The following is a 23,356-nucleotide window of genomic DNA, read 5'->3' as shown; positions in this document are numbered from 1 at the left end:
CGGCCCCCGTGCAGGTCCTCGTGGCCACCGCGGTCCCCGCCGAACGGGACGCGGTGGCACGGGCGTTCCCGGGGGTGGCCGAGAACGTGTGTCTGCCGGGCGCCCTGCTCCGCCGTACGGCCGCGGGCTACGATCTGCTCGCCGCCGGAGTCGGCCCGGCCCTCGCCGCCGCCTCCACCGCCGCCGCCCTCACCGCCGCCGCGCTGGACGGCACGCCGTACGGTCTGGTCGTCTCGGCCGGGATCGGCGGCGGCTTTCCGCCCGAGGCGCCCCTCGGCTCGCTGGTCGTCGCCGACACGATCACCGTGGCCGACCTGGGCGCCGAGACCGCCGACGGCTTCCTGCCGGTCACCGAGCTGGGATTCGGGGCCGTCACCCACCGGCCGCCGGAATCACTCGTACGAGTCGTGTCCGGGGCCACCGGCGCCCGTACCGGCACCGTCCTGACCGTCTCCACCGTCACCGGCACCGCCGCCCGCGCCGCCGAGCTGCGCGCCCGGCACCCCCGCGCGCTCGCCGAGGGCATGGAGGGGTTCGGGGTGGCGGAGGCGGCCGCCGCGCACGGGGTGCCCGTGCTGGAGGTCCGCGCGATCTCCAACCCGGTCGGCCCGCGCGACCGCGCCGCCTGGCGCATCGGCGACGCCCTCACCGCCCTCACCGAGGCCTTCGGGAAGCTGGCCCCCGCATTGGAGAGTTGGAACCCGCATGACGACCAGTGAGCAGCATCCCCTGCGCATCGCGTACTCGCCCTGCCCGAACGACACCTTCGTCTTCGACGCCCTCGCGCACGGCCGCGTCCCCGGCGCCCCCGCGCTGGACGTGACCTTCGCCGACATCGACCTCACCAACGGCATGGCCGAACGCGGCGAGTTCGACGTACTGAAGGTGTCGTACGCCGTCCTGCCCTACGTCCTCGACGAGTACGCGCTGCTGCCGTGCGGCGGTGCGCTGGGCCGGGGCTGCGGGCCGCTGGTGCTCACGCGGGAGCCCGGCGCCGAGCTGACGGGGCGTACGGTCGCGGTACCGGGCGACAAGTCGACCGCGTACCTGCTGTTCCGCCTCTGGGCCGCGGAAACACTGCCCGGTGGGGTCGGCGACATCGTCGTCATGCCGTTCCACGAGATCATGCCGGCCGTGCGGGACGGCAAGGTGGACGCCGGACTGGTCATCCACGAGGCCCGGTTCACCTACCAGGAGTACGGGCTGCACAAGCTCGCCGACCTGGGCGAGCACTGGGAGCGGACCACCGGGCTGCCGATCCCGCTGGGCGCGATCATCGCCAAGCGCTCGCTGGGCGCCGACGCCCTGGGCCGGCTCGCCGAGTCCGTCCGAGCCTCCGTACGGGCCGCCTGGGACGACCCCGAGGCCTCCCGGCCGTACGTCATGGCGCACGCGCAGGAGATGGACCCGGCCGTGGCCGACCAGCACATCGGGCTGTACGTCAACGAGTTCACCGCCGCCCTCGGCGAGGACGGCTACGCGGCCGTCCGCGGGCTGCTCACCCGTGCGGCGGCCGAGGGGCTCGTACCGCCCCTCGGCCCGACGGCGCTCGCTTTTCCGTAGGACGGCCCCGACGCGCTGGTTGTCCCGTGGCGCGGGCCTCAGACGTCCAGCTGGTCGGCGACCGCGCGGAGCAGACCGGCGATCTTCTTGCCGGAGACCTTGTCCGGATAGCGGCCCTTCTCGAGCATCGGCGTGATGTTCTCGAGAAGGGTCGTCAGGTCCTGCACGATCGAGGCCAGCTCGTCCGGCTTCTTGCGCTGGGCGGCGGCGACCGACGGCGTCGGGTCGAGCACGGTCACCGAAAGCGCCTGGTCGCCGCGCTGTCCGGCGACGACGCCGAACTCCACGCGCTGTCCCGGCTTGAGCACATCGACTCCGGCGGGGAGAACCGAGGAATGGACGAAGACGTCACCGCCGTCGTCGCGGGAGAGAAAGCCGAAGCCCTTCTCACTGTTGAACCACTTGACCTTGCCGGTAGGCACGTCTGTCCTCGTCCTCGTACTCGTCGGAAAACTGCTCGGAAACGGCTCTTGATAGCACTGAAGCGGGTCCACCATGACCCGCCGATACCAAGCGCTACCAAGGCTAACGGTCTTGGGGCGGGTGACAAGACGTCCCCCGGTTGTTCTCTCGCGCAGGGAACTACCCTGGTCCCGTGCGTGACAAAACCCAAACGAATTCCGCCGCGCCCGGTGACCGACTGATCCGCGCCGGTGCCGTCGTCTTCTTCATCGGGGCCGTGGCCACCCTCGTCACCGTGGCCCCGCTGTTCCTCGGCGCGAAGCCTTTTCCGACTTACATGTTCGGTCTGAGCATGCTCATGGCCGTCGGTTTTCTCATCGCCGGCGCGGGTGTCCTGCGGTCGGTCGCCGCCGGACGGCGTCAGACGCGGGGCGCCTCCCGGTAACCCGCCAGCCACTGCGGGAAGGCGGCGAGATCGTCCAGGACGACGTCCGCCCCGGCCGCGCGCAGCTCGTCGGCGGGGCAGGGACCGGTCGCCACGGCCACCGACAGCGCCCCCGCCGTACGGGCTCCGCGCACGTCACCGGTGTGGTCGCCGACGTACACCCCGGCGCCGTACTCACTCAGCGCCCGCGCCTTCCCCTCGGCCCACAGGTCGCCCACGACCACGTCCGGCTCGATGCCCAGGTGGGCCAGGTGCAGCTTGGCGTTCGGCTCGTACTTCGCCGTGACCACCATCGTCCGTCCGCCGGCCGCCCGCACCGCGTCCATCGCCTCCCGGGCCCCGGCCATCGCGGGGCTCGCGGCGATGGCGATCGACGGGTACATCTCCCGGTACAGATCGGCCATCGCGGCGATCCGCTCGGCCGGGAACCAGTGGACCAGCTCCTCCACGAGCGGTGGCCCGAGCCGCGTCACCGCCAGATCGGCGTCGATGTACGTCCCGGTCCGCTCCGACAGCGCCACGTAGCAGGCACGGATACCCGGCCGGGAGTCGATCAGGGTCATGTCGAGGTCGAAGCCGACGGTGAGGGAGGCCATGGGGGACATTGTGCCGGGCGGCGCCGACAGGCCGGGGTGGGTGGGACGGGTGAGCACCGGACCGCAGGCGCGACGGTGCTCACCTGCTCCGCTGTGAGCGCCAGACCAGGTACAGGGCCGAGGCCACCGCCGCGCCCCGGACGACCCACGGCCACGTCTCGGCGACAGCGTCGGACATGTGCCCCTGGGCGATCGGCTCGCCCCAGCGGCCGTTGTCCCTGCCCCACAGCCACACCAGTCCGGCCGCGACCGCGGTGCCGGGGAGGACCATCACGGCCCCCTTGGTCTCCGCGGGCGTCAGCCGGCGCGAGCCGTAGGCGATCAGCCAGCCCAGAAGCAGCGCGAACCAGTTCCCGAGCACCGCACCGGCGACGAGCGCGGCGGCGGCCAGCAGCAGGAGGGGGTTGGACCAGCCGGCGGCGGGGCGGGGCAGGAGACGGCGCGAGGCGGTCTCCGCCGGGGCCGGAGCAGCGGCGGCGGGAGCGCGACGGGTGAACAGGCGGCGGCGGGGGGCGGGCGCCGCCTCGGCCGGGTCCGCTTCCGGCGTGGTGTCCCGGACGACGGCACGCTCCGTGTCCGTCTGCTTCGGCGGCCGCCTGAGCAGCTCCGGGATCTCCACGCCGCCGACGAACCCCGGTACCGGGTCGGCCTCCCCGAGAAGACCGCCCCCCGGGCCGCCGAAGGATCCGCCGCCCACGCGCCACCAGTCGGGCGGCACGGCGCTGTCCCCCAGTTCGTGGGCGGCGGCCAGGTGCGGCGGGGACGGTGCGGCGCGCGGGGCGGGGGGATCGGGCTCGGCCGGGCGCGGGCGGGGCACCACCCGGCGCAGCCCCTTCGGCCGCTCGTCGCCCGCGGGCTTCGCCGTCCCCGTCCGCGGCGCGGGCTGTACGGGCACGGCGGCGGTGGGCGGTTGCGGGCCGCGGCCGGGACCCGTGGCGCCGCCCGCGGCCTCGACGACCTCGTCGGGGCTGCCCAGCTGGTCCAGGATGCGGCGGACGGCGGCGGGAGAGTCCACCGTCGCCTTGGCCCGGTGCCGGTCGATCTCGTTGCGCAGCTCCGACACGAGCCGCATCCGCGTGGCCGACGGCAACTGCCGCCGCTGAGCGATGTCTCCGACGCGGCTCAGATACTCGTAGACGACCTGGTCGCTCTCGATCCCCACGGAACCCCTCCGGGGTGACGCCGACTGAAACCCCGCTGAGGACCGTACCGCTTCTCTCCGGTCGTCCGGGTTGGGGTGACCGTCCCCGGGGACCACCGCCCCGAGACCTCGACACGGCCGGAACGATCCCGTCCGCAGGCGCTGGACGGGCTGTTTCGTGCTCCCCCTCGTTCTCGGGCTCCGGGCCCGTTGGGATGTCCGATACCGTTGGCCGGATGAGCCCCGAGGCCCACTCAGCCCCCCGCTCCCTCGCGGAAGCGCTTCGTGTCAGGGACGACGCCTCCCTGGGCGCACTGTTGCGCAGCCGCCCGGATCTCATCACCCCCGTCCCGACCGACCTCACCCAGCTGGCCACCCGGGCCGGCACCCGCGCCTCGGTGCTGCGTGCCCTGGAGCGGCTGGACCGGTTCGCGCTGCAGACGGCGGAGGCGCTGGCCGTGGCCCCGGACCCGGCGTCGTACGGGACGCTGCTCGGGCTGATGGCCGGGGACGCCGGGGACGAGACCGTCGCCGGGGCGCTGCCGCGTGCCGTCGGCACCCTGCGCGAACAGGCGCTGGTGTGGGGCGACGACGACCGGCTCCGGCTCGTGCGCACCGCCCGGGAACTGCTCGCGCCGTCCCCGCAGCATCCGTCCCCGACCGGTCTGGGGCCGACCGTGCAGGAGGCCACCTCGGGCATGTCGCCGGGCCGGATCCAGGAGATCGTGACGACGGCCGGGCTGCCCTCCACCCACGACTCGGTGTCCGCCGTGGCCGCGCTCACCGGGCTGTTCACCGACCGGAAGAAGATGGCCAAGCTGCTGGCCGGGGCCCCGGAGGCGGCGCGCGAGGTGCTGTCCCGGCTGGTGTGGGGGCCGCCGTACGGACAGGTCACCCCGGATCCGGCCGCGCATCTGCGCTGGCTGCTCGACCGGGGCCTGCTGCTGCCGACCGCGCCGGGCACGGTCGTCCTGCCCCGGGAGGTCGCCCTGCATCTGCGCGAGGGCCGCGCGCACCGGGAGCCCGAGCCGCTGCCGCCCGCCGTGGAGCCGGCCGCGACCCACAGCCCACAGGTGGTGGACGCGACGGCGGCCGGGCAGGCGTACACCGCCCTCGCCACCGTCGAGGAGCTGCTGAAGGACTGGGACGAGGGCGGACCGGCCGTACTGCGGGCCGGGGGGCTCAGCGTGCGCGATCTGAAGCGGACCGCCGTCGCCCTCGACGTGTCCGAGCCGGTCGCCGTGTTCTGGATCGAGCTGGCCTACGCGGCCGGCCTGCTCGCCTCCGACGGCGAGCCCGACGAGCGCTACGCGGCCACCCCCGCCTACGACGAGTGGCTGGAGCGGCCCGCCGCCGAGCGGTGGGCCCGGCTCGCGGAGGTCTGGCTGGCGGGCACCCGCACGCCGGGACTGGTCGGCGGCCGGGACGCGAAGGACCGTACGCTCTCCGCGCTCGGCCCGGGCCTCGACCGCTCGGCGGCGCCCGAGGTACGGCACCGGGTGCTGACCCTGCTGGCCGGGCTGCCGCGGGGCGCCGCCCCGGACACCGAGTCGGTGCTGGCCCGGCTGCGCTGGGAACGGCCGCTGCGTGGTCCCCAACGCGACGACGATCTGCGGATCCGGCTGGCCCGCTGGACCCTGTCGGAGGCGGAACTGCTGGGCGTCACCGGCCGCGGCGCCCTGTCCGCACACGCCCGCGCGCTCCTGGGCGCACCGCCCCTCCCCATGACCGGCTCCCCCGAGCCCGGCACACCCGCCACGCCCGCGACCGCTGCTGCCCACCCCCGCACACCCGCCACCCCCGCGACCGGCTCACCGGAACCCGCCGGCCCCGGGGACAAGCTGCCGGTGCACCACCACAACCGCCCGCCCGTGTCCCGCCCGCACCTCTCCCCGGCCGAGCAGACCGTCGCCACGGCCGCCGCGGCCCGGCTGCTCGCCCCGCTGCTCCCCGAGCCCCTGGACCACGTCCTGCTCCAGGCCGACCTGACGGCGGTGGCCCCGGGCCCGCTGCAGCGCCCGCTCGCGGACATGCTGGGGGTGCTCGCCGAGGTGGAGTCCAAGGGCGGGGCGACCGTCTACCGCTTCACCCCGGGCTCGGTCCGCCGCGCCCTGGACGCCGGCCGGACCGCCGCCGACCTGCACGCGTTCCTCGCCCAGCACTCCCGCACCCCGGTTCCGCAGCCGCTCGCGTACCTGATCGACGACGTGGCCCGTAAGCACGGCCACCTGCGGGTGGGCGCGGCCTCGGCATACGTGCGCTGCGACGACGACAACCTGCTGAACGAGATCCTCGCCGACAAGCGGGCCGCCGCCCTGCGCCTGCGCCGGCTCGCCCCGACCGTCCTGGCCGCCCAGTCCGACCCGGCGACGCTGCTGGAGGGCCTGCGCGCGATGGGCTACGCGCCGGCCGCCGAATCCGCCGAGGGCGACGTGCTGATCACCCGGGCCCACGCCCACCGCACCCCGCCGCGCACCGCCCCCGATCCGGTGCCGGACGGTCCGCCGCCGCCCGACGCCACGCTCCTCGCGGCGGCGATCCGCGCGATCCGGGCCGGCGATCTGGCCGCCACCACCCCGCGCAAGACCACCGGCACGCCCCTGGCGGGCGGTGAACTGCCCCGCACCTCCGCCGCCGAGACCCTGGCCACCGTGCAGGCCGCCGTCCTCACCGGCGAGTCCCTGTGGATCGGCTACGTGAACGCCGAAGGCACCGCCAGCCAACGCGTCATCGCCCCCATCCGCGTCGAGGGCGGCTTCGTGACGGCGTACGACCACACGGCGGACGAGGTCCGGACGTATCCCCTGCACCGGATCACCGGGGTGGCCGAGCTGGCGGACGACTGAGGACGCCTCGCGGCGGGTGACGTTGTCCGGAAAGGGTTTTGTTCCATGGCAGGCCCACGACCAAATATGGGTCTCATGGACCAGAGATCGCTCGCGTTACAGGAGTTGCGGACCGCGGCCGACCTGAACGCGGCGCTACGCGAGCTGAAGGCGCGCTCCCGGGTGACCTACCGGCAGCTCGAGGAGCGGGCCGCCCGGCATGGTGAGCCGCTGCCGCGCAGCACGCTGGCCGACGTGCTGCGCAACGGCTCGCTGCCACGGCCTGAGCTGCTGGTGGCGTTCGTGCGCGCGTGCGGGGAGGGCGATTACGCGGACGACTGGCTGTCCGCCCGGCAGCGGGCCGCCGAGACCCCGGCACCGACACCGGCCTCGGAAGAGTCGGGGGGATCGGGGGATCCTGGAGGGGCCGGGAGCCCAGCGAACTCGGGCGACACCGGGGGCTCCGTGGGCTCGGGGAACTCGAGCGACTCCGGGGGCTCCGGGGGCCTTGGGAACTCCGTCGACTCCGGGGGCTCCGGGAAGTCCGGCGACTCGGGGAACACCAGCGGCTCCGGGGACGGTCGCCTGAGGGGTGTGGGGGCGGTGGTGCCGGGTTGGGGCCGGCGGCTCATGGGGTCCCGCCGTACCCGCGTCGGCGCCGGCGTCGTGCTCGCCGCGGCGCTGGTCACGGCCGGCACCTGGACCCTGCGGAACACCGGCGGCCCGGGAGTCTCCGAGGACCCGGCCGGGTCGCAGCCGGCGGCCGAGTCCGCGCCGCTGCCGCGCGGGCACGTCCGCCTCCGGCCGCTCGCCTCCTCCGGCCTGTGCGTGACGGACGGACGGGTCGCGGACGGACGGTACGGCTCCCTCGTCGCCGTGCAGCGTCCCTGCGGCGAGGTCGCGCCCCAGACCACGACCCTGGAGCCGGTGGGCCAGGACTCCTACCGCATCAGCTGGTACCGGCCCGGGGAGGGAAAGGGCTGTCTGAAGGCGCTGGCCTCCGGGCCCGCCAAGGAGCTGCTCGAACCCTGGCCGTCATGCGAGCAGACCACCGCCTTCCGCTTCGTGCCCACGCAGCCGAGGAAAGCCGGACGGTCCGGAACATCCGAGAAGTCCGCCGGCCGGAGCTATCTGATCCGGATCGACGGCAGCACATGCGTGGGCATCAGGGCCGCGAGCACCGCCGAGGGCGCGGAGGCCGTCGTCGAACCCTGCACGGGCGCGGACGCCCAGCTCTTCGTCGTCGAAGCCGCTCCGTAGGCCTCTTCCCGCACCGGGGAGAGCCGCTGCTCCCAGGACTGCGAGCAACCCCGTTCATGAGGCACACTGGACGTTTGGCTGTAGTGGAAAGGGTGTGCCGCGCGTGAATGGTCCACTGATCGTCCAGTCCGACAAGACCCTGCTCCTGGAAGTCGACCACGAGCGGGCCGACGACTGCCGTCGGGCCATCGCGCCGTTCGCCGAACTGGAGCGGGCGCCCGAGCACATCCACACCTACCGGGTCACGCCGCTCGGCCTGTGGAACGCGCGGGCGGCCGGGCACGACGCCGAGCAGGTCGTGGACGCCCTCGTGGAGTACAGCCGCTACCCCGTGCCGCACGCGCTGCTCGTCGACATCGCCGAGACGATGGACCGCTACGGCCGCCTCAGCCTCTCCAAGCACCCCGCGCACGGCCTCGTCCTCACCACCACCGACCGGCCGGTGCTGGAGGAGGTCCTGAAGTCCAAGCGGATCGCCCCGCTGGTCGGCGCCCGCATCGACCCGGACACCGTGGCCGTGCACCCCTCCGAGCGCGGGCAGATCAAGCAGACGCTGCTCAAGCTGGGCTGGCCCGCCGAGGACCTCGCCGGGTACGTGGACGGCGAGGCGCACCCGATCGAGCTGCTGGAGGACGGCTGGCACCTGCGGCCGTACCAGAAGCAGGCCGTGGAGAACTTCTGGCACGGCGGCAGCGGGGTCGTGGTACTGCCCTGCGGTGCCGGGAAGACGCTGGTCGGCGCGGGCTCGATGGCCCAGGCGAAGTCGACGACGCTCATCCTCGTCACCAACACCGTCTCCGCCCGGCAGTGGAAGCACGAACTGGTGAAGCGGACCTCGCTCACCGAGGACGAGATCGGCGAGTACAGCGGGACGAAGAAGGAGATCCGGCCCGTCACCATCGCCACCTACCAGGTCCTCACCACCAAGCGGAAGGGCGTCTATCCGCACCTGGAGCTGTTCGACTCCCGGGACTGGGGCCTGATCGTCTACGACGAGGTGCATCTGCTGCCGGCGCCGGTCTTCAAGTTCACCGCCGATCTGCAGGCGCGGCGGCGGCTCGGCCTCACGGCCACCCTCGTCCGCGAGGACGGCCGCGAGTCGGACGTGTTCTCGCTGATCGGGCCCAAGCGGTTCGACGCGCCGTGGAAGGAGATCGAGGCGCAGGGCTACATCGCGCCCGCCGACTGCGTGGAGGTCCGGGTCAACCTCACCGACTCCGAGCGGCTCTCCTACGCCACCGCCGAGACCGAGGAGAAGTACCGCTTCTGTGCCACCACCGCCACCAAGCGGAAGGTCACGGAGGCCATCGTGCGCCGCTTCGCCGGGCAGCAGATCCTCGTGATCGGCCAGTACATCGACCAGCTCGACGAGCTGGGCGAGCATCTGAACGCCCCGGTGATCAAGGGCGAGACGTCCAACGCGCAGCGCGAGAAACTCTTCGACGCCTTCCGCGAGGGCGAGATCAGCGTGCTCGTCGTCTCCAAGGTCGCCAACTTCTCCATCGACCTGCCCGAGGCCACGGTCGCCGTCCAGGTGTCCGGCACCTTCGGCTCCCGGCAGGAGGAGGCGCAGCGGCTCGGACGCGTGCTGCGGCCCAAGGCCGACGGCCACCAGGCCCACTTCTACTCGGTCGTCGCCCGCGACACCATCGACCAGGACTTCGCCGCCCACCGCCAGCGCTTCCTGGCCGAGCAGGGCTACTCCTACCGGATCGTGGACGCGGACGAGATCCTGGCGGAGGGCAAGGGCTGACGCACCTGGCGGCGCGGTACGGCCGCGCACGCCAGCAACGCCAGCCCCAGCAGCGGGTACGGCGACGCCAGGGGCTGTTGCCACCACGGGAAGTGCAGATCACGGTCGCCCTCGTGGGGGAGCAGCCAGAGGGTGCGGGCCGTGAACGCCGTCGCCGTCAGGGCTGCCGGGAGGACGCGGCCCTCGGTGAGGAGCACGGCGAGGAGCGGGACGCACCAGACCCAGTGGTGGGACCAGCTGATCGGCGAGATCAGCAGGGCCGTGAACGCGGTGAGCAGCACGCCGTGCCGGTCCTCGCGGGCGCGTGCCGCCAGCCAGAGGCCCACCACGCCGACGGCGGCCGCCGGGAGCGCCCAGACGAGGCCCGGGGCGGGGTCGCCGAGGGCCCGCGCGACCAGGCCCCGCAGGGACTGGTTGTCCACGATCCACACCTTGCCCACCCGGTCGGTCTCGTACAGACGCCGGGTCCAGAAGTCGGCGCTCGCCGAGGGGAGCAGCAGGCACCCGAGCAGGACCGTGCCGGTGAAGCCCGCCGTCGCCGTGGCCGCCTCCCGTCTGCGCCCGGTCAGGAACAGGTACGGCACGAAGACGGCCGGGGTGAGCTTGATGCCGGTCGCGATGCCGAGGGCCACGCCCTTGCCCCGGGCGGTGGGGGGCCGGGTGAGGTCCCACAGGACCAGGCAGGTCACGGCGAGGTTGATCTGGCCGAACAGGATGGTCTGGAAGACCGGTTCGAGCCAGAGGGACAGGGCCGTGGCCGCGCAGAGCAGGGGCAGAGGCAGGACGAGGGGCGGCGGGGGCAGCGGCGGCGACGGGGGCCGGGGCAGGGGGGTGGCGGTTCGGGCGGCCAGGCGGGCCGAGAGGGCGATCAGGAGCGCGAGCAGGAGCGCGTTGCCCGCGAGGAAGGCCGCCTTCAGCACCGGGACCGGGAGCCAGGTGGCCGGGACGAACAGGATCGCCGCGAAGGGCGGGTAGGTCGCGGGGAGCCGCCATCGGGTGACCGTGAAGCCGTAGGGATCGGTGCCGTGGGCCACGGCCGCGCCCTCGGCCCGGTAGACGAGGAGATCGGCCATGGGTGCGCCGCGCAGGGCGCACAGCGTGACGAAGGAGGCGAGGGAGAGGGCGAGGAGAAGCAGGGCCGTCCGTTTCCGCACGGAGGTGACCCTATGCCGTCACCTGCGGCGTATGCCCGCTTCCTCGCCGTACTCACCGAGGATCACGACGCTGAACGCCGCCTCCACGAACACCTTGAGGGCGCGCAGGGCGTCGCCGAGGAAGTGGTGCGGGGGGTCGTCCACGGCGGTGGCGCCGGACGGGGGGCGGCCAGGGGCTGGAGAGAGGGTTGCTGCGCTCATGTCTCCATGGTGGAACTTCGGACCCCGGTCGCGCATCGGTCTGCGGGTGCGGTTTCGCAGGGCTTCGGGTAGGCCCCGGGGTGGACCGCGGCCCCTACACCGGACCGACCGCGTCCCCTAGGGGCCCCGGGGCCCGCACGGATATTCATTGGCTCCCACCCGGCCCCCTCCCCTAAAATCTCCGCTCTTGCCCGCCTCCCCCACGGAGCGCCGCCGCCCGGACGGAAACCGGACGGCTCCGTCATGCCCCAGTCATGGAAGAGCAGATCCGGAGGCACCCCCTTGTCCACGCCCGCCCACGACCCGCTCCCCCTCGACGACCCCCTCGCCCGGGAGCGCTCGCACCTCGCCGCCTCCCGTGCCGCCCTGCGCGCCATGCGCGAGGACGTGGAGGCGCTGGACATCCGGGACGTCACCGCGAACTGGGTCAACGCCGAGGTGCTCGCCCGGCAGATCGACGAACGCATCAAGGCGCTGGCCGACCTCAGCGACACCCCGCTGTTCTTCGGCCGGCTCGACTACCTGCACGCACCGGGGGCGGAACAGGCCGAAGGGGCGGAGGGCGAGCAGTTCTACATCGGACGGCGGCATGTGCACGACGCCGACGGGGACCCCATGGTCATCGACTGGCGTGCGCCGGTCTCGCAGCCGTTCTACCGGGCGTCCAAGAAGGACCCCCTGGACGTCGGGCTGCGCCGCCGCTTCGGCTACACCGGCGGTGAACTGACCGCCTACGAGGACGAGCACCTGTCCGATCCGGGCGAGGCGGCCACCACCAGCAAGCTGCTCCAGCAGGAGATCGAGCGGCCGCGCGTCGGCCCGATGCGGGACATCGTCGCCACCATCCAGCCCGAGCAGGACGAGATCGTCCGCTCCGGTCTGTCCGGCACGGTCTGCGTGCAGGGCGGCCCGGGCACCGGAAAGACCGCCGTCGGCCTGCACCGGGTCGCCTATCTGCTGTACGCCCACCGGGAGCGGCTCGCCCGCACCGGCACGCTCGTCATCGGGCCGAACAGGTCCTTCCTGCACTACATCGAGCAGGTCCTGCCCGCGCTCGGCGAGTTGACGGTGCGGCAGGCCACCGTGGACGACCTGGTCGCGCAGGTGGAGGTGCGGGGCTCGGACGACGCGGCCGCCGCCGTCGTCAAGGGCGACGCCCGGATGGCCGAGGTGCTGCGCCGGGCCCTGTACTCCCATGTGAGCATGCCCACCGAGCCGGTCGTCGTCGTGCGCGGCTCACGCCGCTGGCGGGTTCCGGCTTACGAACTGGAGACCATCGCGCGGGAGTTGCTGGACCGGGACATCCGCTACGGAGCCGCGCGCGAGGCCCTGCCGCAGCGGATCGCCCACGCGGTGCTGGTGCAGATGGAGCGGTCCGGGGAGGCACCGGACGACCGCGTGCAGGACGCCGTCGCCCGCAACAGCGCGGTGAAGGCGGCCGTGAAGGAGATCTGGCCGGCGGTCGACCCGGCGAAGCTCGTACTGCGGCTGCTGACCGACGCGGACTTCCTCGCCGAGCACGCCGCCGGTGTCCTGGACGAGGACGAGCAGAAGACGATCCTGTGGGCGAAGCCGGTGCGGAGCGTGAAGTCGGCCAAGTGGTCGGCGGCGGACGCGGTGCTGATCGACGAGGCGACCGATCTGATCCAGCGCACGCACTCCCTCGGTCATGTCGTCCTGGACGAGGCACAGGATCTGTCCCCCATGCAGTACCGGGCCGTCGGCCGCCGCTGCACGACGGGCAGCGCGACGGTGCTGGGCGACCTGGCGCAGGGTACGACCCCGTGGGCGACCCGCAGCTGGGAGGAGGCCCTCGCCCACCTCGGCAAGCGGGAAGGACACATCGAGGAGCTGACCGCGGGCTTCCGTGTCCCCACGGACGTCATCGCCTACGCCTCCCGCCTCCTGCCCCACATCGCGCCCGGCCTCGCCCCGGTCGCCTCCGTCCGGGAGAACCCGGGGTTCTTCGAGGTCCGTACGGTCACGGAGGCGGACGAGGTCGTCGCCGCCTGCGCGGAGTTGCTGCGCAACGAGGGCTCGACGGGCCTGATCGCGGCGGACGCCCGCGTCCCGGCGCTCGCCGAGGCGCTGACGGCGGCGGGGATCACGTATCTCGCGCCCGGCGAGGAGACCACCCGCGAGACCCGCCTCACCCTGGTGCCGGCCTCCCTCGCCAAGGGCCTGGAGTACGACTACGTCGTCCTGGACGAACCACAGGCGGTGGTCGACGGCGAGCCGGACGAACGGACGGGGCTGCGGCGGCTGTACGTGGCGCTGACCCGTGCGGTGTCGGGATTGATCGTGACGCACTCGGCGGCCCTGCCCGCGCAGTTGGGCTGAGTGCGGCCGGGGGGCCTTCGCCTGCCCGCCGGCCGACGGCGCTGCGGCTTCCCCAGGGGCGCGGGGCCGTGTCCGGCATGCGGCCGCCGCCCGCATGGGCGCGGCCGGCCCGCACGCGCCCGCGGCCGGAGCACGCCCCTCGGCCGAACGGCGCTACACCCCGTCCAGCGCCCTCCGCCACTGCGCGACAGCCGCCTCCGACACCGGCCCCTCCCACCCGGAGGGCCTCGCGGCACCGCCGATGTGGAACCCCTCGATCCCGGCGGTCCGCAGCCGCGGCACATGGTCGAGCCGGAGACCCCCGCCCACCAGGATCCGCTGCTCGTACCCGGGCTCCCCGGTCCGCGCCGCCTCCCCGAGCAGCGTGGGCAGGCCGGCGTCCACGCCCTCGGCGGCACCCGCCGTCAGGTAGGTGTCCAGGCCGGGCAGGTCGGCGAGCTGCTTGCGCAGGGCGTCGCGGTCGGCGGCCCGGTCGATCGCCCGGTGGAAGGTCCAGCGGCAGCCGTCGAGCGCGCCGACGACCCGCTCCACGGCGGCCAGGTCGACCCCGCCACCCGCGTCGAGGAACCCGAGCACGAACTGGTCGGCGCCCGCGTCCCGCATCTCCCGCGCGACGCCGACCAGCCGCTCCGCGTCACCGGCCGCGAACCCGTCCGCCAGTCGGAGCATCACGCGCAGGTCGATGTCGACGGCGGCACGGATCCCGGCGACGGCGGCGGGGGACGGGGTGAGTCCGTCGGCCGCCATCTCGGTGACCAGCTCCAGCCGGTCCGCGCCTCCGGCCTGGGCGGCGACCGCGTCCTCGACGTCGAGGGCGATCACCTCCAGGACTGCACGCTTGCTCATGGCACCCCATTCATCGGCGTTCTTCGGGCGACTACAGGTCTAGTCCAATTCCAGACTACGCCTGTGCCGGCGCGCCCTTCACCCGAAGATGTTCAGCTCCCCCTCCTCCACCCCCGCCAGCTCGTACGCCGCACCGTCCAGTGGCCGCCCCGCGTACAGCCGCACGAGCGTGGCGGCACCGCCGATGTACCGGGCGGGTGGTCCGCCCGCGGCCACGGTCCCCAGCAGCAGCGGCTCGTCCACGTCGTCGAGGTCGGCGTGCAGGGGCACGTGCCGCTTCTGACGGGTGATCCGGGAGAGCAGCGTCAGCGCGTCCGGCAGGGCGGCCCCCGCGTACGCCCCCGGCTCACCGAGGGCCTCGCGCACATCACCGGCGTGCACCCACTCCCCCAGGGCGACCATGTCCAGCACCCCGCCCGCCTCGGCGATCACCGGCCCGGCCTCGGTCATACCGCGCTCCAGCTCGTCCACGACCTGGGCGTTCGTCCACTCCGCGCGCTCGGCGATGTCCCGGTCGTTCGACTCGGGCGAGAACACGCCCTTCCCCATCCGGCTCTCCACCACCCGGATCAGCGCGGCCGAACAGTGCGCCAGCACGTCCCGCACCGTCCACCCCGGACACGCGGCGGTGGGCAACGCGAAGTCCGTGTCCGGGCGCGAGCGCAGCAGCGGTATCAGAGCGTCCCGTTCGGCCGCCAGCAGCCGGCCGGGGAGTTCGGGGTCGCGTGGTACCTCGTTCACGTCAGTCATGGGCCCAAGTTAGGGGCACCGGGCACCACCGTCACGGAGAAATCGCCACAGGTGCCTCGGGACTCGCCATGGGTCACACCGGGATCGCCATGGATCACGCGGGAACGGAAGAATGAAGGGCATGGCCGATCTCGACGCCCTCCGCCTCCGTTTCGCCCGTGCGCTGGAAGGTGCCCGCGCGCCCGGCGGCGGTCCCGACCCCGCGCCGTACGCCGACAACCTGCTCGACCGCTGGCAGGAACCGCAGCGCCGCTACCACACCCTGGCCCACCTCACCACGGTGCTCGACCGCGTCGACGTCCTGCGGGAGCACGCCGCCGATCCGGACGTCGTACGCCTGGCCGCCTGGTTCCACGACGCCGTCTATCTCCCCGAGCGGTCCGAGAACGAGGAGCGGTCCGCGCGGCTCGCCGAGCGCGCCCTGCCGGAGGCGGGCGTGCCGGACGCCAAGGCTGCCGAGGTGGCGCGGCTGGTCCGGCTCACCGTCACACACGACCCGGCCGACGACGACCGCGACGGCCAGGTCCTGTGCGACGCGGACCTCTCGATCCTGGCCGCGCCCCCGTCGGCGTACGCCGCCTACACCACCGAGGTCCGCGAGGAGTACCACTTCGTCCCCAACGACGCCTTCCGGACCGGCCGTTCGGCCATCCTGCGCCAACTCCTCGGACTCCCCCGGCTGTTCCGCACCCCGTACGGGCAAGAGCACTGGGAGGCCACCGCCCGCTACAACCTCACGTCGGAGCTGGAATTGCTGTCGACCTGAGCGGGCGGGGCTCCTAGGGTGCGCCCATGCGACCGATAAACGGGGATGACGTGAACAGGGCCGTCGCGGGCTGCCTGGCGGCACTGCGGCCGGCGGTGGACCGCGACTGGGAGAACACCGGGGCCCGGCGGCTGGAGTGGAGCTGCCGGAAGACGGCCGAGCATGTCGCGAGCGCTCTGCTCGCCTACGCCGGCCAGTTGGCGGGCCGCGCCCAGGGGGCCTACGTCCCCTTCGACATCGTCCTGGACGAGGGCACCGACAACGCCGGCCTGCTGCACGTCGTCGAGACCACCGGCGTCCTGCTCGCCACGACCGTCCGCAGCACCCCGCCCGGCGTACGCGCCTTCCACCCCTACCCCTTCGGCAGCGCCGACCGCGAGGGCTTCGCCGCGATGGGCGTCGCCGAGGTGCTCCTGCACACCCATGACCTGGCCGAGGGTCTGGGCCTGGCCTACGAACCGCCCGAGGATCTGGCCGAGCCCGTGCTGACCTGGCTCTTCCCGCACGTCCAGCCCGGCCCGGCGCCCTGGCCGACCCTGCTGTGGGCCACCGGCCGCGGCGATCTGCCCGGCCGCGCCCCGGTCACCGACTGGCGCTGGCACAACAACCTCGCCCTCCCCGCCGAACGCCTCACCCTCACCGGTCTCCGCCCGGACGCCGCCCGCGATCTGCGCCTGGGGGGCGACGGCGGCTTCGAGTGGGTCGACGGCGGGCCGTACGAGGGCACCCGGCAGGCCGCCGGGCTGCTGCTGAAGGCCTACGAGGCGGGCGTGCACCGGCCCGAGTTCACCGTCTTCGTCCTGGTCCGCGACGAGGACGGCCGCGCGGTCGGCACCATGGGCTTCCACGGCGCGCCGGACGAGCAGGGCTGCGTGGAGATCGGTTACGACCTCGCCGAGGCGGCCCGGGGGCAGGGGTACGCCACCGAGGCACTGCGCGCCCTGTCCCAGTGGGCACTGGCCCGCGACGACGTACGAACACTCGTCGCGAAGATCGACCTGGACAACGCGCCCTCCCGGGCCGTGGTCACCCGGGCCGGGTTCCGGCAGTTCGCCGAGGACGACAAGCTCGTCGCCTACGAACTGCGCGGCTGAGCCCAGCGCTTCCGCCGGCGCAGTCCGGAGGCCCGCAGCAGCCGCACCACCTCGCGGCTGCCGACCTCCACCGCGCCGGCGGCCACCGCGTCCGCGTACCGGTGCGACGGGACGTCGTAGTGGTCGCGCTCGAAGGCCCGCCGGGGCAGGCCCAACCGCTCGGCGAACCGGTGCAGTTCGTCGTACGACACATCGCTCACGAGGTGCGACCACATGCGTCCGTGGCCGGGCCAGGCCGGCGGGTCGATGTACACGCTCACGGGCACCTCACGACAACGCCGCCCCGCCCGCGGCCGCCCCCAGCGAGCCGACCGCGGCTACCTTCACGCCCGCCTTGTGGCACACCCAGTGCGGGTCGGGGCCCAGCTCCGGTTCCACCTCCAGCGCGTGGGGGTCGCCCGAACCGCACACCGAGCACAGCGGCCAGCGGCCGTACCGCTCCAGCAGCGCGTCCTGTACGTCCTGTGCGACCAGCCCGGCGACGAAGGCGGCGCCCTCCGGCCACTGCTCGACCCACCAGCGACGCTGCGCCACGGAGTCCTCGACCAAGGAGACCACGTCCGCCTCCGCGACCTCGCGCGCGATGAGATCGGCGAGCACCAGGGCACGCGCCGCGTGCAAGGCCTGTTCAAGGGGACTGATGGGCTCCATGAACCCATTGTGCGCACTCTTGACCACCGACGGAACCGAAAATATCTTTCACCTGTGACCCAGGACATGAAGGAAATTTTCGGCAGTCCGGGCGGCTCCCTCGCCGCGAAGGTGCGCACCCTCGCCCCCTCCATGACCCGGTCCATGCAGCGCGTCGCCGAGGCCGTGGCCGGCGACCCGGCCGGCTGCGCCGCCCTCACGGTCACCGGCCTCGCCGAACTCACCGGCACCAGCGAGGCCACGGTCGTCCGCACCGCCCGCCTGCTCGGCTACCCCGGCTACCGCGACCTGCGCCTGGCCCTCGCCGGACTGGCCGCGCAGCAGCAGTCGGGCCGCGCGCCCGCCATCACGACGGACATCGCGGTGGACGACCCCATCGCCGACGTCGTGACGAAGCTCGCCTACGAGGAACAGCAGACCCTCGCCGACACGGCCGCCGGACTCGACACCGCCCAGCTGGGCGCCGCCGTCATCGCGCTGGCCGGTGCCCGGCGGACCGACGTGTACGGCATAGGGGCGTCCGGGCTCGTCGCCCAGGACCTCACCCAGAAGCTGCTGCGGATAGGGCTCATAGCCCAGGCGCACAGCGACCCGCACCTGGCGGTGACCAACGCGGTACAGCTCCGCTCGGGTGACGTGGCCATCGCGATCACGCACTCCGGCTCGACGGGGGATGTCATCGAGCCACTGCGGGTCGCCTTCGAGCACGGGGCCACGACCGTGGCCATCACCGGACGGCCGGACTCACCGGTCACCCAGTACGCCGACCACGTACTGACCACGTCCACCTCACGGGAGACCGAGCTGCGGCCGGCCGCGATGTCCTCGCGGACCAGTCAACTGCTCGTGGTGGACTGCCTGTTCGTGGGAGTGGCCCAGCGGACCTACGAGACGGCGGCGCCCGCCCTGGCCGCGTCGTACGAGGCGCTGGCCCATCGGCACCGCACCAACCCCAGGTGAGTGAAAGCACGGGAACCGACACCTGAATCGGAGAGAGCCACCCCCCATGACCTCCCACGACACCTCTCACGACCTGCACAGCGAGCTGGCTTCCCTGACCACCGAAGCCTTCCGCCCCGAACTCGCCGAGATCGACCGCCTGTCCACCCTCGACATCGCCCGCCTGATGAACGGTGAGGACACCGCCGTGCCCGCCGCCGTCGCGACCCGGCTTCCGCGGATCGCCGCCGCCATCGACGCCGTGGCGGAACGGATGGCGCGCGGCGGACGCCTGGTCTACGCCGGCGCGGGCACCGCGGGCCGCCTCGGGGTGCTGGACGCCTCCGAGTGCCCGCCCACCTTCAACACCGACCCCACCCAGGTCGTCGGCCTGATCGCGGGCGGCCCCGAGGCGATGGTCACCTCCGTCGAGGGCGCCGAGGACTCCAGGGAACTGGCCCGCAAGGACCTGGACGCGCTCCGGCTGACCGCCGACGACACGGTGGTCGGCGTCTCCGCCTCCGGCCGCACCCCGTATGCCCTCGGCGCCGTCGAGCACGCCCGTGCGCTGGGCGCCCTGACCATCGGTCTGGCCTGCAACGAGCACAGCGCGCTCGCGGCCGCCGCCGAGCACGGCATCGAGGTCGTCGTGGGCCCGGAGCTGATCACCGGCTCCACCCGGCTGAAGGCGGGCACGGCCCAGAAGCTGGTCCTGAACATGCTCTCGACCATCACGATGATCCGGCTCGGCAAGACGTACGGGAACCTGATGGTCGACGTCCGCGCCTCCAACGACAAACTCCGGGTCCGCTCCCGCCGGATCGTGTCCCTGGCCACAGGAGCGGGCGACGAGGAGATCGAGAAGGCCCTCACCGAGTCCGGCGGCGAGGTGAAGAACGCGATCCTCATCCTCCTCGCCGGTGTCGACGGCCCGACGGCCGCCCGCCTTCTGGAGGAGTCCGGCGGCCATCTGCGCGCCGCGCTGTCGCACGCGGCCGGCTGACCCGCACGCTCGGGGGCGTGCGCAACGACCCCCGCCTCCACCGCGACCGCCGTCCTCACCCGGGCCGGCGGCCCCGCCGACGTCACCTCCGCGGCCCACTGCACGATCCGGCTCCGGCTGGGGATCGCCGATCCGGCGGCAGTGGACGAGGAGGCCCTACGGACCGTGCCCGGCGTGCTCGGGGTGGTGGACGGCGGGGCGTCTGGCAGTCCACAGCGCGACGCCCCTGGGGCACCATGGGACATGACGCCCGACACGGAGAGCCGGAAGGACTGCGCGGACCGACGATGAACCATGCCCAGCTCACCGCCCTCGGGCGGGCCCTGCGTCTCCTCGGGGAGCATGGGGAGACCCTCACGGCCGACACCCCGGACGCCCGGCTGCACGAGGTCAAGGCCGACCTGCGCAGGGCACTGGACCTGCTGGACGAGAGCGTGACGGCCGGTGCGCCCAGCACCCGGTGCCCGGAGCACCCGCAGGGGCCGGTCGACGAGAGCGCACCGGATCGCTGCCTGCTCTGCGAGACCCGGCGCCGGGCCGCCCGGCGGTCGGAGTACCAGAGCGGTGGGAGGGCCCGGCCCGCCGAGCCCGTCGCCTCCGTCCCCTCCCGCTACGGCGTGCGCGGTGACCGGCCCCAGCCCCAGCAGCGGTGGCTGCCGGAGCTGTGGAACGGGCAGGAGTGGCAGCTGTGCGGGACGCCGAGGAGGGATCGGCACGAGGCCGAGGCATACCTCGCCGCCCAGCGGCGCGGCTCCCGGCCCGCCATGGCGTACCGGCTCGTGCACGAGTTCACCGACTACGAGGTGCTGCGGGTGTGGGGGACGCCGGTGCGCGTCGACATCGAGCCCATGGGCAACCTGTAGTCGCCGTCCGCCGCCGTCAGGCCGGCAAAGGCATGGGGTGGAAGTCGAACCCCTCCCATATGCGCCTGCTCTTCTCCTCCGGGTACGGCGTCACCCTCGGCTCCGCGTCCAGCACCTGCACCGGACGGGTCCGGGTGTCGTACGCCGGCCAGCCGGGGTCGCCGGTGCGAGCGAACGCCGTCCAGGAGCGGCGCATGAAGGCGGAGAGGTGCTCCGCCTCCGGGGTGGGCCTGCCGCCGGGGAAGAGAAGGCCTCCCAGGTCCGCGCCGAACGTGCCGAAGAGCAGCGGGATGTCCAGGCCGTGACAGGCGCCCAGCAGGCCGTCGCCTCCCGGGGCCGGCCAGGTCAGTTCGTAGACGTGGGACCGGCCGCCGCCCGCCGTCCGGGCCGGCGACGGAGCCCGCTCCCGCCGACTCGCCGAAGACCGTGACCTCGGCCGGATCACCGCCGAACGCCCCGATGTTCTCCTGGACCCACTCCAGGGCCGCGACCTGGTCCAGCAGGCCGCGGTTGGCGGGGGCGCCCGCCCAGAGGGCGAAACCCTCCATGCCCACGCGGTAGTTGAAGGTGACGACCACGACGTCCCCGTCGCGGGCCACGTGCTGGGCGTCGTAGCCCGGCTGGCCGCCGTGGCCCAGTTTGTACGCGCCGCCGTGGATCCACACCATCACCGGGCGGGCGGCGGACGGGTCCGGTCGGGGGTCCACACGTTCAGCGTGAGCCAGTCGTCGCCCGTGGGGCCGGCGGGGCGGGCCGTGCGGCCCAGTACGCCCGGCTCCTGCGGGGGCGGCGGGCCGAAGGCGTACGCCTCCCGGGTGCCGTCCCAGCGGCGGGCCCGGCGCGGGGCCTGGAAGCGGGCCTCACCGACCGGGGGTTCGGCGAAGGGGATGCCCCGGAACGCCGACAGCCCCCGCTCGCGCAGGCCGCGCACCCCGCCGGAGGCCGTGCGCACCACGGGGCCGTCGGTGTCCGGGGCCTGGGACTCGCTCGTCGCCATGCTCGCTCCTCACTGGTCATCAGGGGAACGGACGGGAGCGATCACGAGTGCCCCGTCAGCTGAGGGTCTTCAGCGCCGCCGCATCGTACGGCTTCAGCTCGTCGACGCGGTCGGCGAGGACCTTCGCCGCCCACTCGGGGTCCTGGAGCAGGGCGCGGCCCACCGCGACGAGGTCGAACTCGTCCGCCTCCAGGCGGTCCAGGAGGTTGTCGATGCCCTTGACCGGGGAACCCTCACCCTGGAAGGCGTTGATGAAGTCGCCGTCGAGGCCGACCGAGCCGACGGTGATGACCGGCTTGCCGGTGAGCTTCTTCGTCCAGCCCGCGAGGTTGAGGTCGGAACCCTCGAACTCCGGCAGCCAGTGACGGCGGGTGGAGGCGTGGAAGGCGTCGACGCCGGCGGCGGCCAGCGGGGTGAGGATGGCCTCCAGTTCCTCGGGCGTCTCGGCGAGGCGGGCGGTGTAGTCCTGCTGCTTCCACTGCGAGTAGCGGAAGAGGACCGGGAATTCGGGGGACACCCGCTCGCGGACCGCGGCGACGATCTCCGCGGCGAACCTGGTGCGGGCCACCGGGTCGCCGCCGTACGCGTCGGTGCGGCGGTTGGTGCCCGCCCACAGGAACTGGTCGACGAGGTAGCCGTGGGCGCCGTGGATCTCCACGCCGTCGAAGCCGATGCGCTCGGCGTCCGCGGCGGCCTGGGCGAACGCGGCGATGACGGCGTCGATGTCCGCCTGGGTCATGGCCTTGCCGGTGGGCTCGGCGCCCGCGGTGACGAGGCCGGAGGGGCCGACGGCGGGGGCGTCCGGGAACGGGGCGTCGCCCTGGTTGCGGACCATGCCGATGTGCCACAGCTGCGGGACGATCGTGCCGCCCGACGCGTGCACGTCCTCAGCGACCTTGGCCCAGCCCGCGAGCTGCTCCTCGCCGTGGAAGCGGGGGACGCGGTCGCTCTGGCCGGCCGACTCGTGACCGACGTAGGTGCCCTCGGTCACGATCAGCCCGACGCCGGCGGCCGCGCGGCGCGCGTAGTAGGAGCGCACGTCCTCGCCGGGGATGCCGCCCGGGGAGAACATGCGGGTCATCGGCGCCATCACTATCCGGTTCGGAACGGTGAGGCCGTTGAGCGCGATCGGGCGGGAGAGGATCTGGGCCGCGCGGGAGGCGGGCGTGGTGACGGTCACGTGGGGGGCTCCTCGTGAAATGACTCGGTAGACCAAGCGGTATGTGTGCGCGCATTGTTGCAGCTTCTTAAGTAAGCGCCTATGCGCCGGCCCACATTCCGGCCGCAGTGGACGCTTTTACGTGATGCCGGTCACGCTCTCCCGGTTCAGCCGCCGCACCCGCTCCCGCAGCACCTCGTCCGGCGCCGCCTCCCCCAGCTCCCCCGGCGGACAGTCCCACTCCCGCCCGCCACCCACGGGCCGCAGCTGGACGTACCCGCCCACGCGCCCCATGACCTCGCCGATCCGCCCGTCCCGCAGGTCCGTGGCGTAGGCGGGTGCACGATTCACGCCTCGCCACCCCCACGCAGTGCGGCGGCCAGCCGCGAGGCCACCCCCAGGTTGCAGCGGCCCAGGTCGACGAGGGCGTACGGCTCCTCGTGCGCGGCCGACACGGGGTCGACCCGCAGCGACGGCAGGATGATGCCGACGCCGCGCAGGGCGGCGCGCAGCTGTTCCACGGCCTCCTCGGCCGTCCGGGCCGGCCGGGGGCTCTCCGTCGTCTCGTTCACAACCGTTCCTCCACGCTGGGTTGGTGATTCACGACA

At 73.6% G+C, this 23,356-nt stretch carries 24 protein-coding genes and 1 pseudogene; 12 read left to right on the top strand and 13 right to left on the bottom strand.

All coding sequences use genetic code 11. The annotated features are described in order from the left end of the window. Positions 1 to 8: 8 nt before the first annotated feature. Together AC07C1_RS15220 and AC07C1_RS15215 are read left to right on the top strand one after the other, a co-directional pair. Complete coding sequence (locus AC07C1_RS15220) at positions 9 to 719, top strand: futalosine hydrolase (protein ID WP_478939140.1); 711 nt, start codon at positions 9 to 11, stop codon at positions 717 to 719. After that, entirely contained in the window at positions 706 to 1,563 is an 858-nt protein-coding gene (locus AC07C1_RS15215) for a 1,4-dihydroxy-6-naphthoate synthase (protein WP_478939139.1), read from the top strand. The genes AC07C1_RS15220 and AC07C1_RS15215 overlap by 14 nt, the downstream gene beginning before the upstream one ends. Before the next feature lie 38 nt (positions 1,564 to 1,601). Here the strand turns inward: AC07C1_RS15215 and AC07C1_RS15210 are convergent, their stop codons facing one another. Then, on the bottom strand, positions 1,602 to 1,985 hold the full coding sequence (locus AC07C1_RS15210) for a cold-shock protein (protein WP_353598846.1): 384 nt from the start codon (positions 1,983 to 1,985) through the stop codon (positions 1,602 to 1,604). A 173-nt stretch (positions 1,986 to 2,158) separates the two neighbouring features. Here AC07C1_RS15210 and AC07C1_RS15205 point away from each other — a divergent pair, with 173 nt between their 5' ends. Further along, on the top strand, positions 2,159 to 2,410 hold the full coding sequence (locus tag AC07C1_RS15205) for a hypothetical protein (protein WP_478939138.1): 252 nt from the start codon (positions 2,159 to 2,161) through the stop codon (positions 2,408 to 2,410). Here the strand turns inward: AC07C1_RS15205 and AC07C1_RS15200 are convergent. Together AC07C1_RS15200 and AC07C1_RS15195 are read right to left on the bottom strand one after the other, a co-directional pair. Continuing rightward, positions 2,386 to 3,015, bottom strand: coding sequence for an HAD family hydrolase (locus AC07C1_RS15200; protein WP_478939441.1), 630 nt, complete (start codon positions 3,013 to 3,015; stop codon positions 2,386 to 2,388). The two genes, AC07C1_RS15205 and AC07C1_RS15200, sit on opposite strands and share 25 nt — an antisense overlap. 70 nt (positions 3,016 to 3,085) lie before the next feature. Next, positions 3,086 to 4,168: a hypothetical protein gene (locus AC07C1_RS15195; RefSeq protein WP_478939137.1), complete on the bottom strand. Its 1,083-nt coding sequence runs from the start codon at positions 4,166 to 4,168 to the stop codon at positions 3,086 to 3,088. A gap of 215 nt (positions 4,169 to 4,383) precedes the next feature. Between AC07C1_RS15195 and AC07C1_RS15190 the strand changes: the two genes are divergently transcribed. The 3 genes from AC07C1_RS15190 to AC07C1_RS15180 all read left to right on the top strand — a co-directional run bounded on the left by AC07C1_RS15190 (position 4,384) and on the right by AC07C1_RS15180 (position 9,985). Continuing rightward, positions 4,384 to 6,993, top strand: a complete 2,610-nt coding sequence (locus AC07C1_RS15190; RefSeq protein ID WP_478939136.1) for a helicase-associated domain-containing protein — start codon at positions 4,384 to 4,386, stop codon at positions 6,991 to 6,993. 75 nt (positions 6,994 to 7,068) lie between these two features. Beyond that, positions 7,069 to 8,232: an RICIN domain-containing protein gene (locus AC07C1_RS15185; RefSeq protein WP_478939135.1), complete on the top strand. Its 1,164-nt coding sequence runs from the start codon at positions 7,069 to 7,071 to the stop codon at positions 8,230 to 8,232. Between the two features lie 103 nt (positions 8,233 to 8,335). After that, positions 8,336 to 9,985, top strand: coding sequence for a DNA repair helicase XPB (locus tag AC07C1_RS15180; RefSeq protein WP_478939134.1), 1,650 nt, complete (start codon positions 8,336 to 8,338; stop codon positions 9,983 to 9,985). Here the strand turns inward: AC07C1_RS15180 and AC07C1_RS15175 are convergent. Both AC07C1_RS15175 and AC07C1_RS15170 read right to left on the bottom strand, forming a co-directional pair. Next, a complete protein-coding gene (locus tag AC07C1_RS15175) occupies positions 9,937 to 11,139 on the bottom strand; it encodes a glycosyltransferase 87 family protein (protein WP_478939133.1) in 1,203 nt (400 codons plus the stop codon). The two genes, AC07C1_RS15180 and AC07C1_RS15175, sit on opposite strands and share 49 nt — an antisense overlap. 18 nt (positions 11,140 to 11,157) lie before the next feature. Then, positions 11,158 to 11,340 (bottom strand): hypothetical protein, encoded by a 183-nt coding sequence (locus tag AC07C1_RS15170; protein ID WP_478939132.1) that lies wholly within the window; start codon positions 11,338 to 11,340, stop codon positions 11,158 to 11,160. 282 nt (positions 11,341 to 11,622) lie between these two features. Here AC07C1_RS15170 and AC07C1_RS15165 point away from each other — a divergent pair, with 282 nt between their 5' ends. Next, on the top strand, positions 11,623 to 13,680 hold the full coding sequence (locus AC07C1_RS15165; RefSeq protein WP_478939131.1) for a HelD family protein: 2,058 nt from the start codon (positions 11,623 to 11,625) through the stop codon (positions 13,678 to 13,680). Between the two features lie 153 nt (positions 13,681 to 13,833). On the opposite strand, the gene AC07C1_RS15160 is transcribed toward AC07C1_RS15165, so the two are convergent. Both AC07C1_RS15160 and AC07C1_RS15155 read right to left on the bottom strand, forming a co-directional pair. Beyond that, positions 13,834 to 14,526, bottom strand: a complete 693-nt coding sequence (locus tag AC07C1_RS15160; RefSeq protein ID WP_478939130.1) for a copper homeostasis protein CutC — start codon at positions 14,524 to 14,526, stop codon at positions 13,834 to 13,836. A 78-nt stretch (positions 14,527 to 14,604) separates the two neighbouring features. After that, positions 14,605 to 15,276 carry a maleylpyruvate isomerase family mycothiol-dependent enzyme gene (locus AC07C1_RS15155; protein WP_478939129.1) on the bottom strand — a complete coding sequence of 224 codons (672 nt, stop codon included), beginning with the start codon at positions 15,274 to 15,276 and terminating at the stop codon, positions 14,605 to 14,607. Positions 15,277 to 15,397: 121 nt separating this feature from the next. Between AC07C1_RS15155 and AC07C1_RS15150 the strand changes: the two genes are divergently transcribed. Next, a complete protein-coding gene (locus AC07C1_RS15150; RefSeq protein WP_478939128.1) occupies positions 15,398 to 16,042 on the top strand; it encodes an HD domain-containing protein in 645 nt (214 codons plus the stop codon). A gap of 50 nt (positions 16,043 to 16,092) precedes the next feature. Then, on the top strand, positions 16,093 to 17,136 hold the full coding sequence (locus AC07C1_RS15145) for a GNAT family N-acetyltransferase (protein ID WP_478939439.1): 1,044 nt from the start codon (positions 16,093 to 16,095) through the stop codon (positions 17,134 to 17,136). Here AC07C1_RS15145 and AC07C1_RS15140 read toward each other — a convergent pair. Continuing rightward, entirely contained in the window at positions 17,118 to 17,396 is a 279-nt protein-coding gene (locus AC07C1_RS15140) for a DUF4031 domain-containing protein (RefSeq protein ID WP_478939127.1), read from the bottom strand. The two genes, AC07C1_RS15145 and AC07C1_RS15140, sit on opposite strands and share 19 nt — an antisense overlap. Before the next feature lie 7 nt (positions 17,397 to 17,403). Next, positions 17,404 to 17,787, bottom strand: a complete 384-nt coding sequence (locus AC07C1_RS15135; protein WP_478939126.1) for a hypothetical protein — start codon at positions 17,785 to 17,787, stop codon at positions 17,404 to 17,406. A gap of 66 nt (positions 17,788 to 17,853) precedes the next feature. Here AC07C1_RS15135 and AC07C1_RS15130 point away from each other — a divergent pair, with 66 nt between their 5' ends. From AC07C1_RS15130 to AC07C1_RS15120, 3 genes are all read left to right on the top strand, one after another. Beyond that, a complete protein-coding gene (locus AC07C1_RS15130) occupies positions 17,854 to 18,747 on the top strand; it encodes a MurR/RpiR family transcriptional regulator (RefSeq protein WP_478939125.1) in 894 nt (297 codons plus the stop codon). Between the two features lie 46 nt (positions 18,748 to 18,793). Further along, entirely contained in the window at positions 18,794 to 19,729 is a 936-nt protein-coding gene (gene murQ / locus AC07C1_RS15125) for an N-acetylmuramic acid 6-phosphate etherase (RefSeq protein WP_478939124.1), read from the top strand. 287 nt (positions 19,730 to 20,016) lie between these two features. Beyond that, positions 20,017 to 20,592, top strand: a complete 576-nt coding sequence (locus tag AC07C1_RS15120; protein WP_478939123.1) for a hypothetical protein — start codon at positions 20,017 to 20,019, stop codon at positions 20,590 to 20,592. 16 nt (positions 20,593 to 20,608) lie between these two features. Here the strand turns inward: AC07C1_RS15120 and AC07C1_RS15115 are convergent. The 4 genes and pseudogenes from AC07C1_RS15115 to AC07C1_RS15100 form a co-directional block, all read right to left on the bottom strand. After that, positions 20,609 to 21,589: pseudogene (locus AC07C1_RS15115) on the bottom strand (carboxylesterase family protein). Between the two features lie 55 nt (positions 21,590 to 21,644). Beyond that, entirely contained in the window at positions 21,645 to 22,769 is a 1,125-nt protein-coding gene (locus AC07C1_RS15110) for an NADH:flavin oxidoreductase (RefSeq protein WP_478939122.1), read from the bottom strand. A gap of 117 nt (positions 22,770 to 22,886) precedes the next feature. Continuing rightward, the gene (locus tag AC07C1_RS15105) at positions 22,887 to 23,099 is read right to left on the bottom strand and encodes a hypothetical protein (protein WP_478939121.1); all 213 of its coding nucleotides are present in this window, start codon (positions 23,097 to 23,099) and stop codon (positions 22,887 to 22,889) included. Continuing rightward, positions 23,096 to 23,320: a hypothetical protein gene (locus AC07C1_RS15100; protein WP_478939120.1), complete on the bottom strand. Its 225-nt coding sequence runs from the start codon at positions 23,318 to 23,320 to the stop codon at positions 23,096 to 23,098. The genes AC07C1_RS15105 and AC07C1_RS15100 overlap by 4 nt, the downstream gene beginning before the upstream one ends. Between the last annotated feature and the right edge of the window lie 36 nt (positions 23,321 to 23,356).

Source organism: Streptomyces sp. NPDC045022, from assembly GCF_056432605.1.
The sequence above is the reverse complement of the archived record's forward strand: the minus strand, read 5'-3'. Positions and strand labels throughout refer to the sequence as shown.

What these genes read in the sequence shown, in the direction of transcription:
- AC07C1_RS15215 (WP_478939139.1), top strand. Translation starts at nt 706, where the DNA reads ATGACGACCAGTGAGCAGCATCCCCTGCGCATCGCGTACTCGCCCTGC.
- AC07C1_RS15200 (WP_478939441.1), bottom strand. Translation starts at nt 3,015, where the DNA reads ATGTCCCCCATGGCCTCCCTCACCGTCGGCTTCGACCTCGACATGACC.
- AC07C1_RS15190 (WP_478939136.1), top strand. Translation starts at nt 4,384, where the DNA reads ATGAGCCCCGAGGCCCACTCAGCCCCCCGCTCCCTCGCGGAAGCGCTT.
- AC07C1_RS15185 (WP_478939135.1), top strand. Translation starts at nt 7,069, where the DNA reads ATGGACCAGAGATCGCTCGCGTTACAGGAGTTGCGGACCGCGGCCGAC.
- AC07C1_RS15170 (WP_478939132.1), bottom strand. Translation starts at nt 11,340, where the DNA reads ATGAGCGCAGCAACCCTCTCTCCAGCCCCTGGCCGCCCCCCGTCCGGC.
- AC07C1_RS15160 (WP_478939130.1), bottom strand. Translation starts at nt 14,526, where the DNA reads ATGAGCAAGCGTGCAGTCCTGGAGGTGATCGCCCTCGACGTCGAGGAC.
- AC07C1_RS15155 (WP_478939129.1), bottom strand. Translation starts at nt 15,276, where the DNA reads ATGACTGACGTGAACGAGGTACCACGCGACCCCGAACTCCCCGGCCGG.
- AC07C1_RS15150 (WP_478939128.1), top strand. Translation starts at nt 15,398, where the DNA reads ATGGCCGATCTCGACGCCCTCCGCCTCCGTTTCGCCCGTGCGCTGGAA.
- AC07C1_RS15135 (WP_478939126.1), bottom strand. Translation starts at nt 17,787, where the DNA reads ATGGAGCCCATCAGTCCCCTTGAACAGGCCTTGCACGCGGCGCGTGCC.
- AC07C1_RS15130 (WP_478939125.1), top strand. Translation starts at nt 17,854, where the DNA reads ATGAAGGAAATTTTCGGCAGTCCGGGCGGCTCCCTCGCCGCGAAGGTG.
- murQ (WP_478939124.1), top strand. Translation starts at nt 18,794, where the DNA reads ATGACCTCCCACGACACCTCTCACGACCTGCACAGCGAGCTGGCTTCC.
- AC07C1_RS15120 (WP_478939123.1), top strand. Translation starts at nt 20,017, where the DNA reads ATGAACCATGCCCAGCTCACCGCCCTCGGGCGGGCCCTGCGTCTCCTC.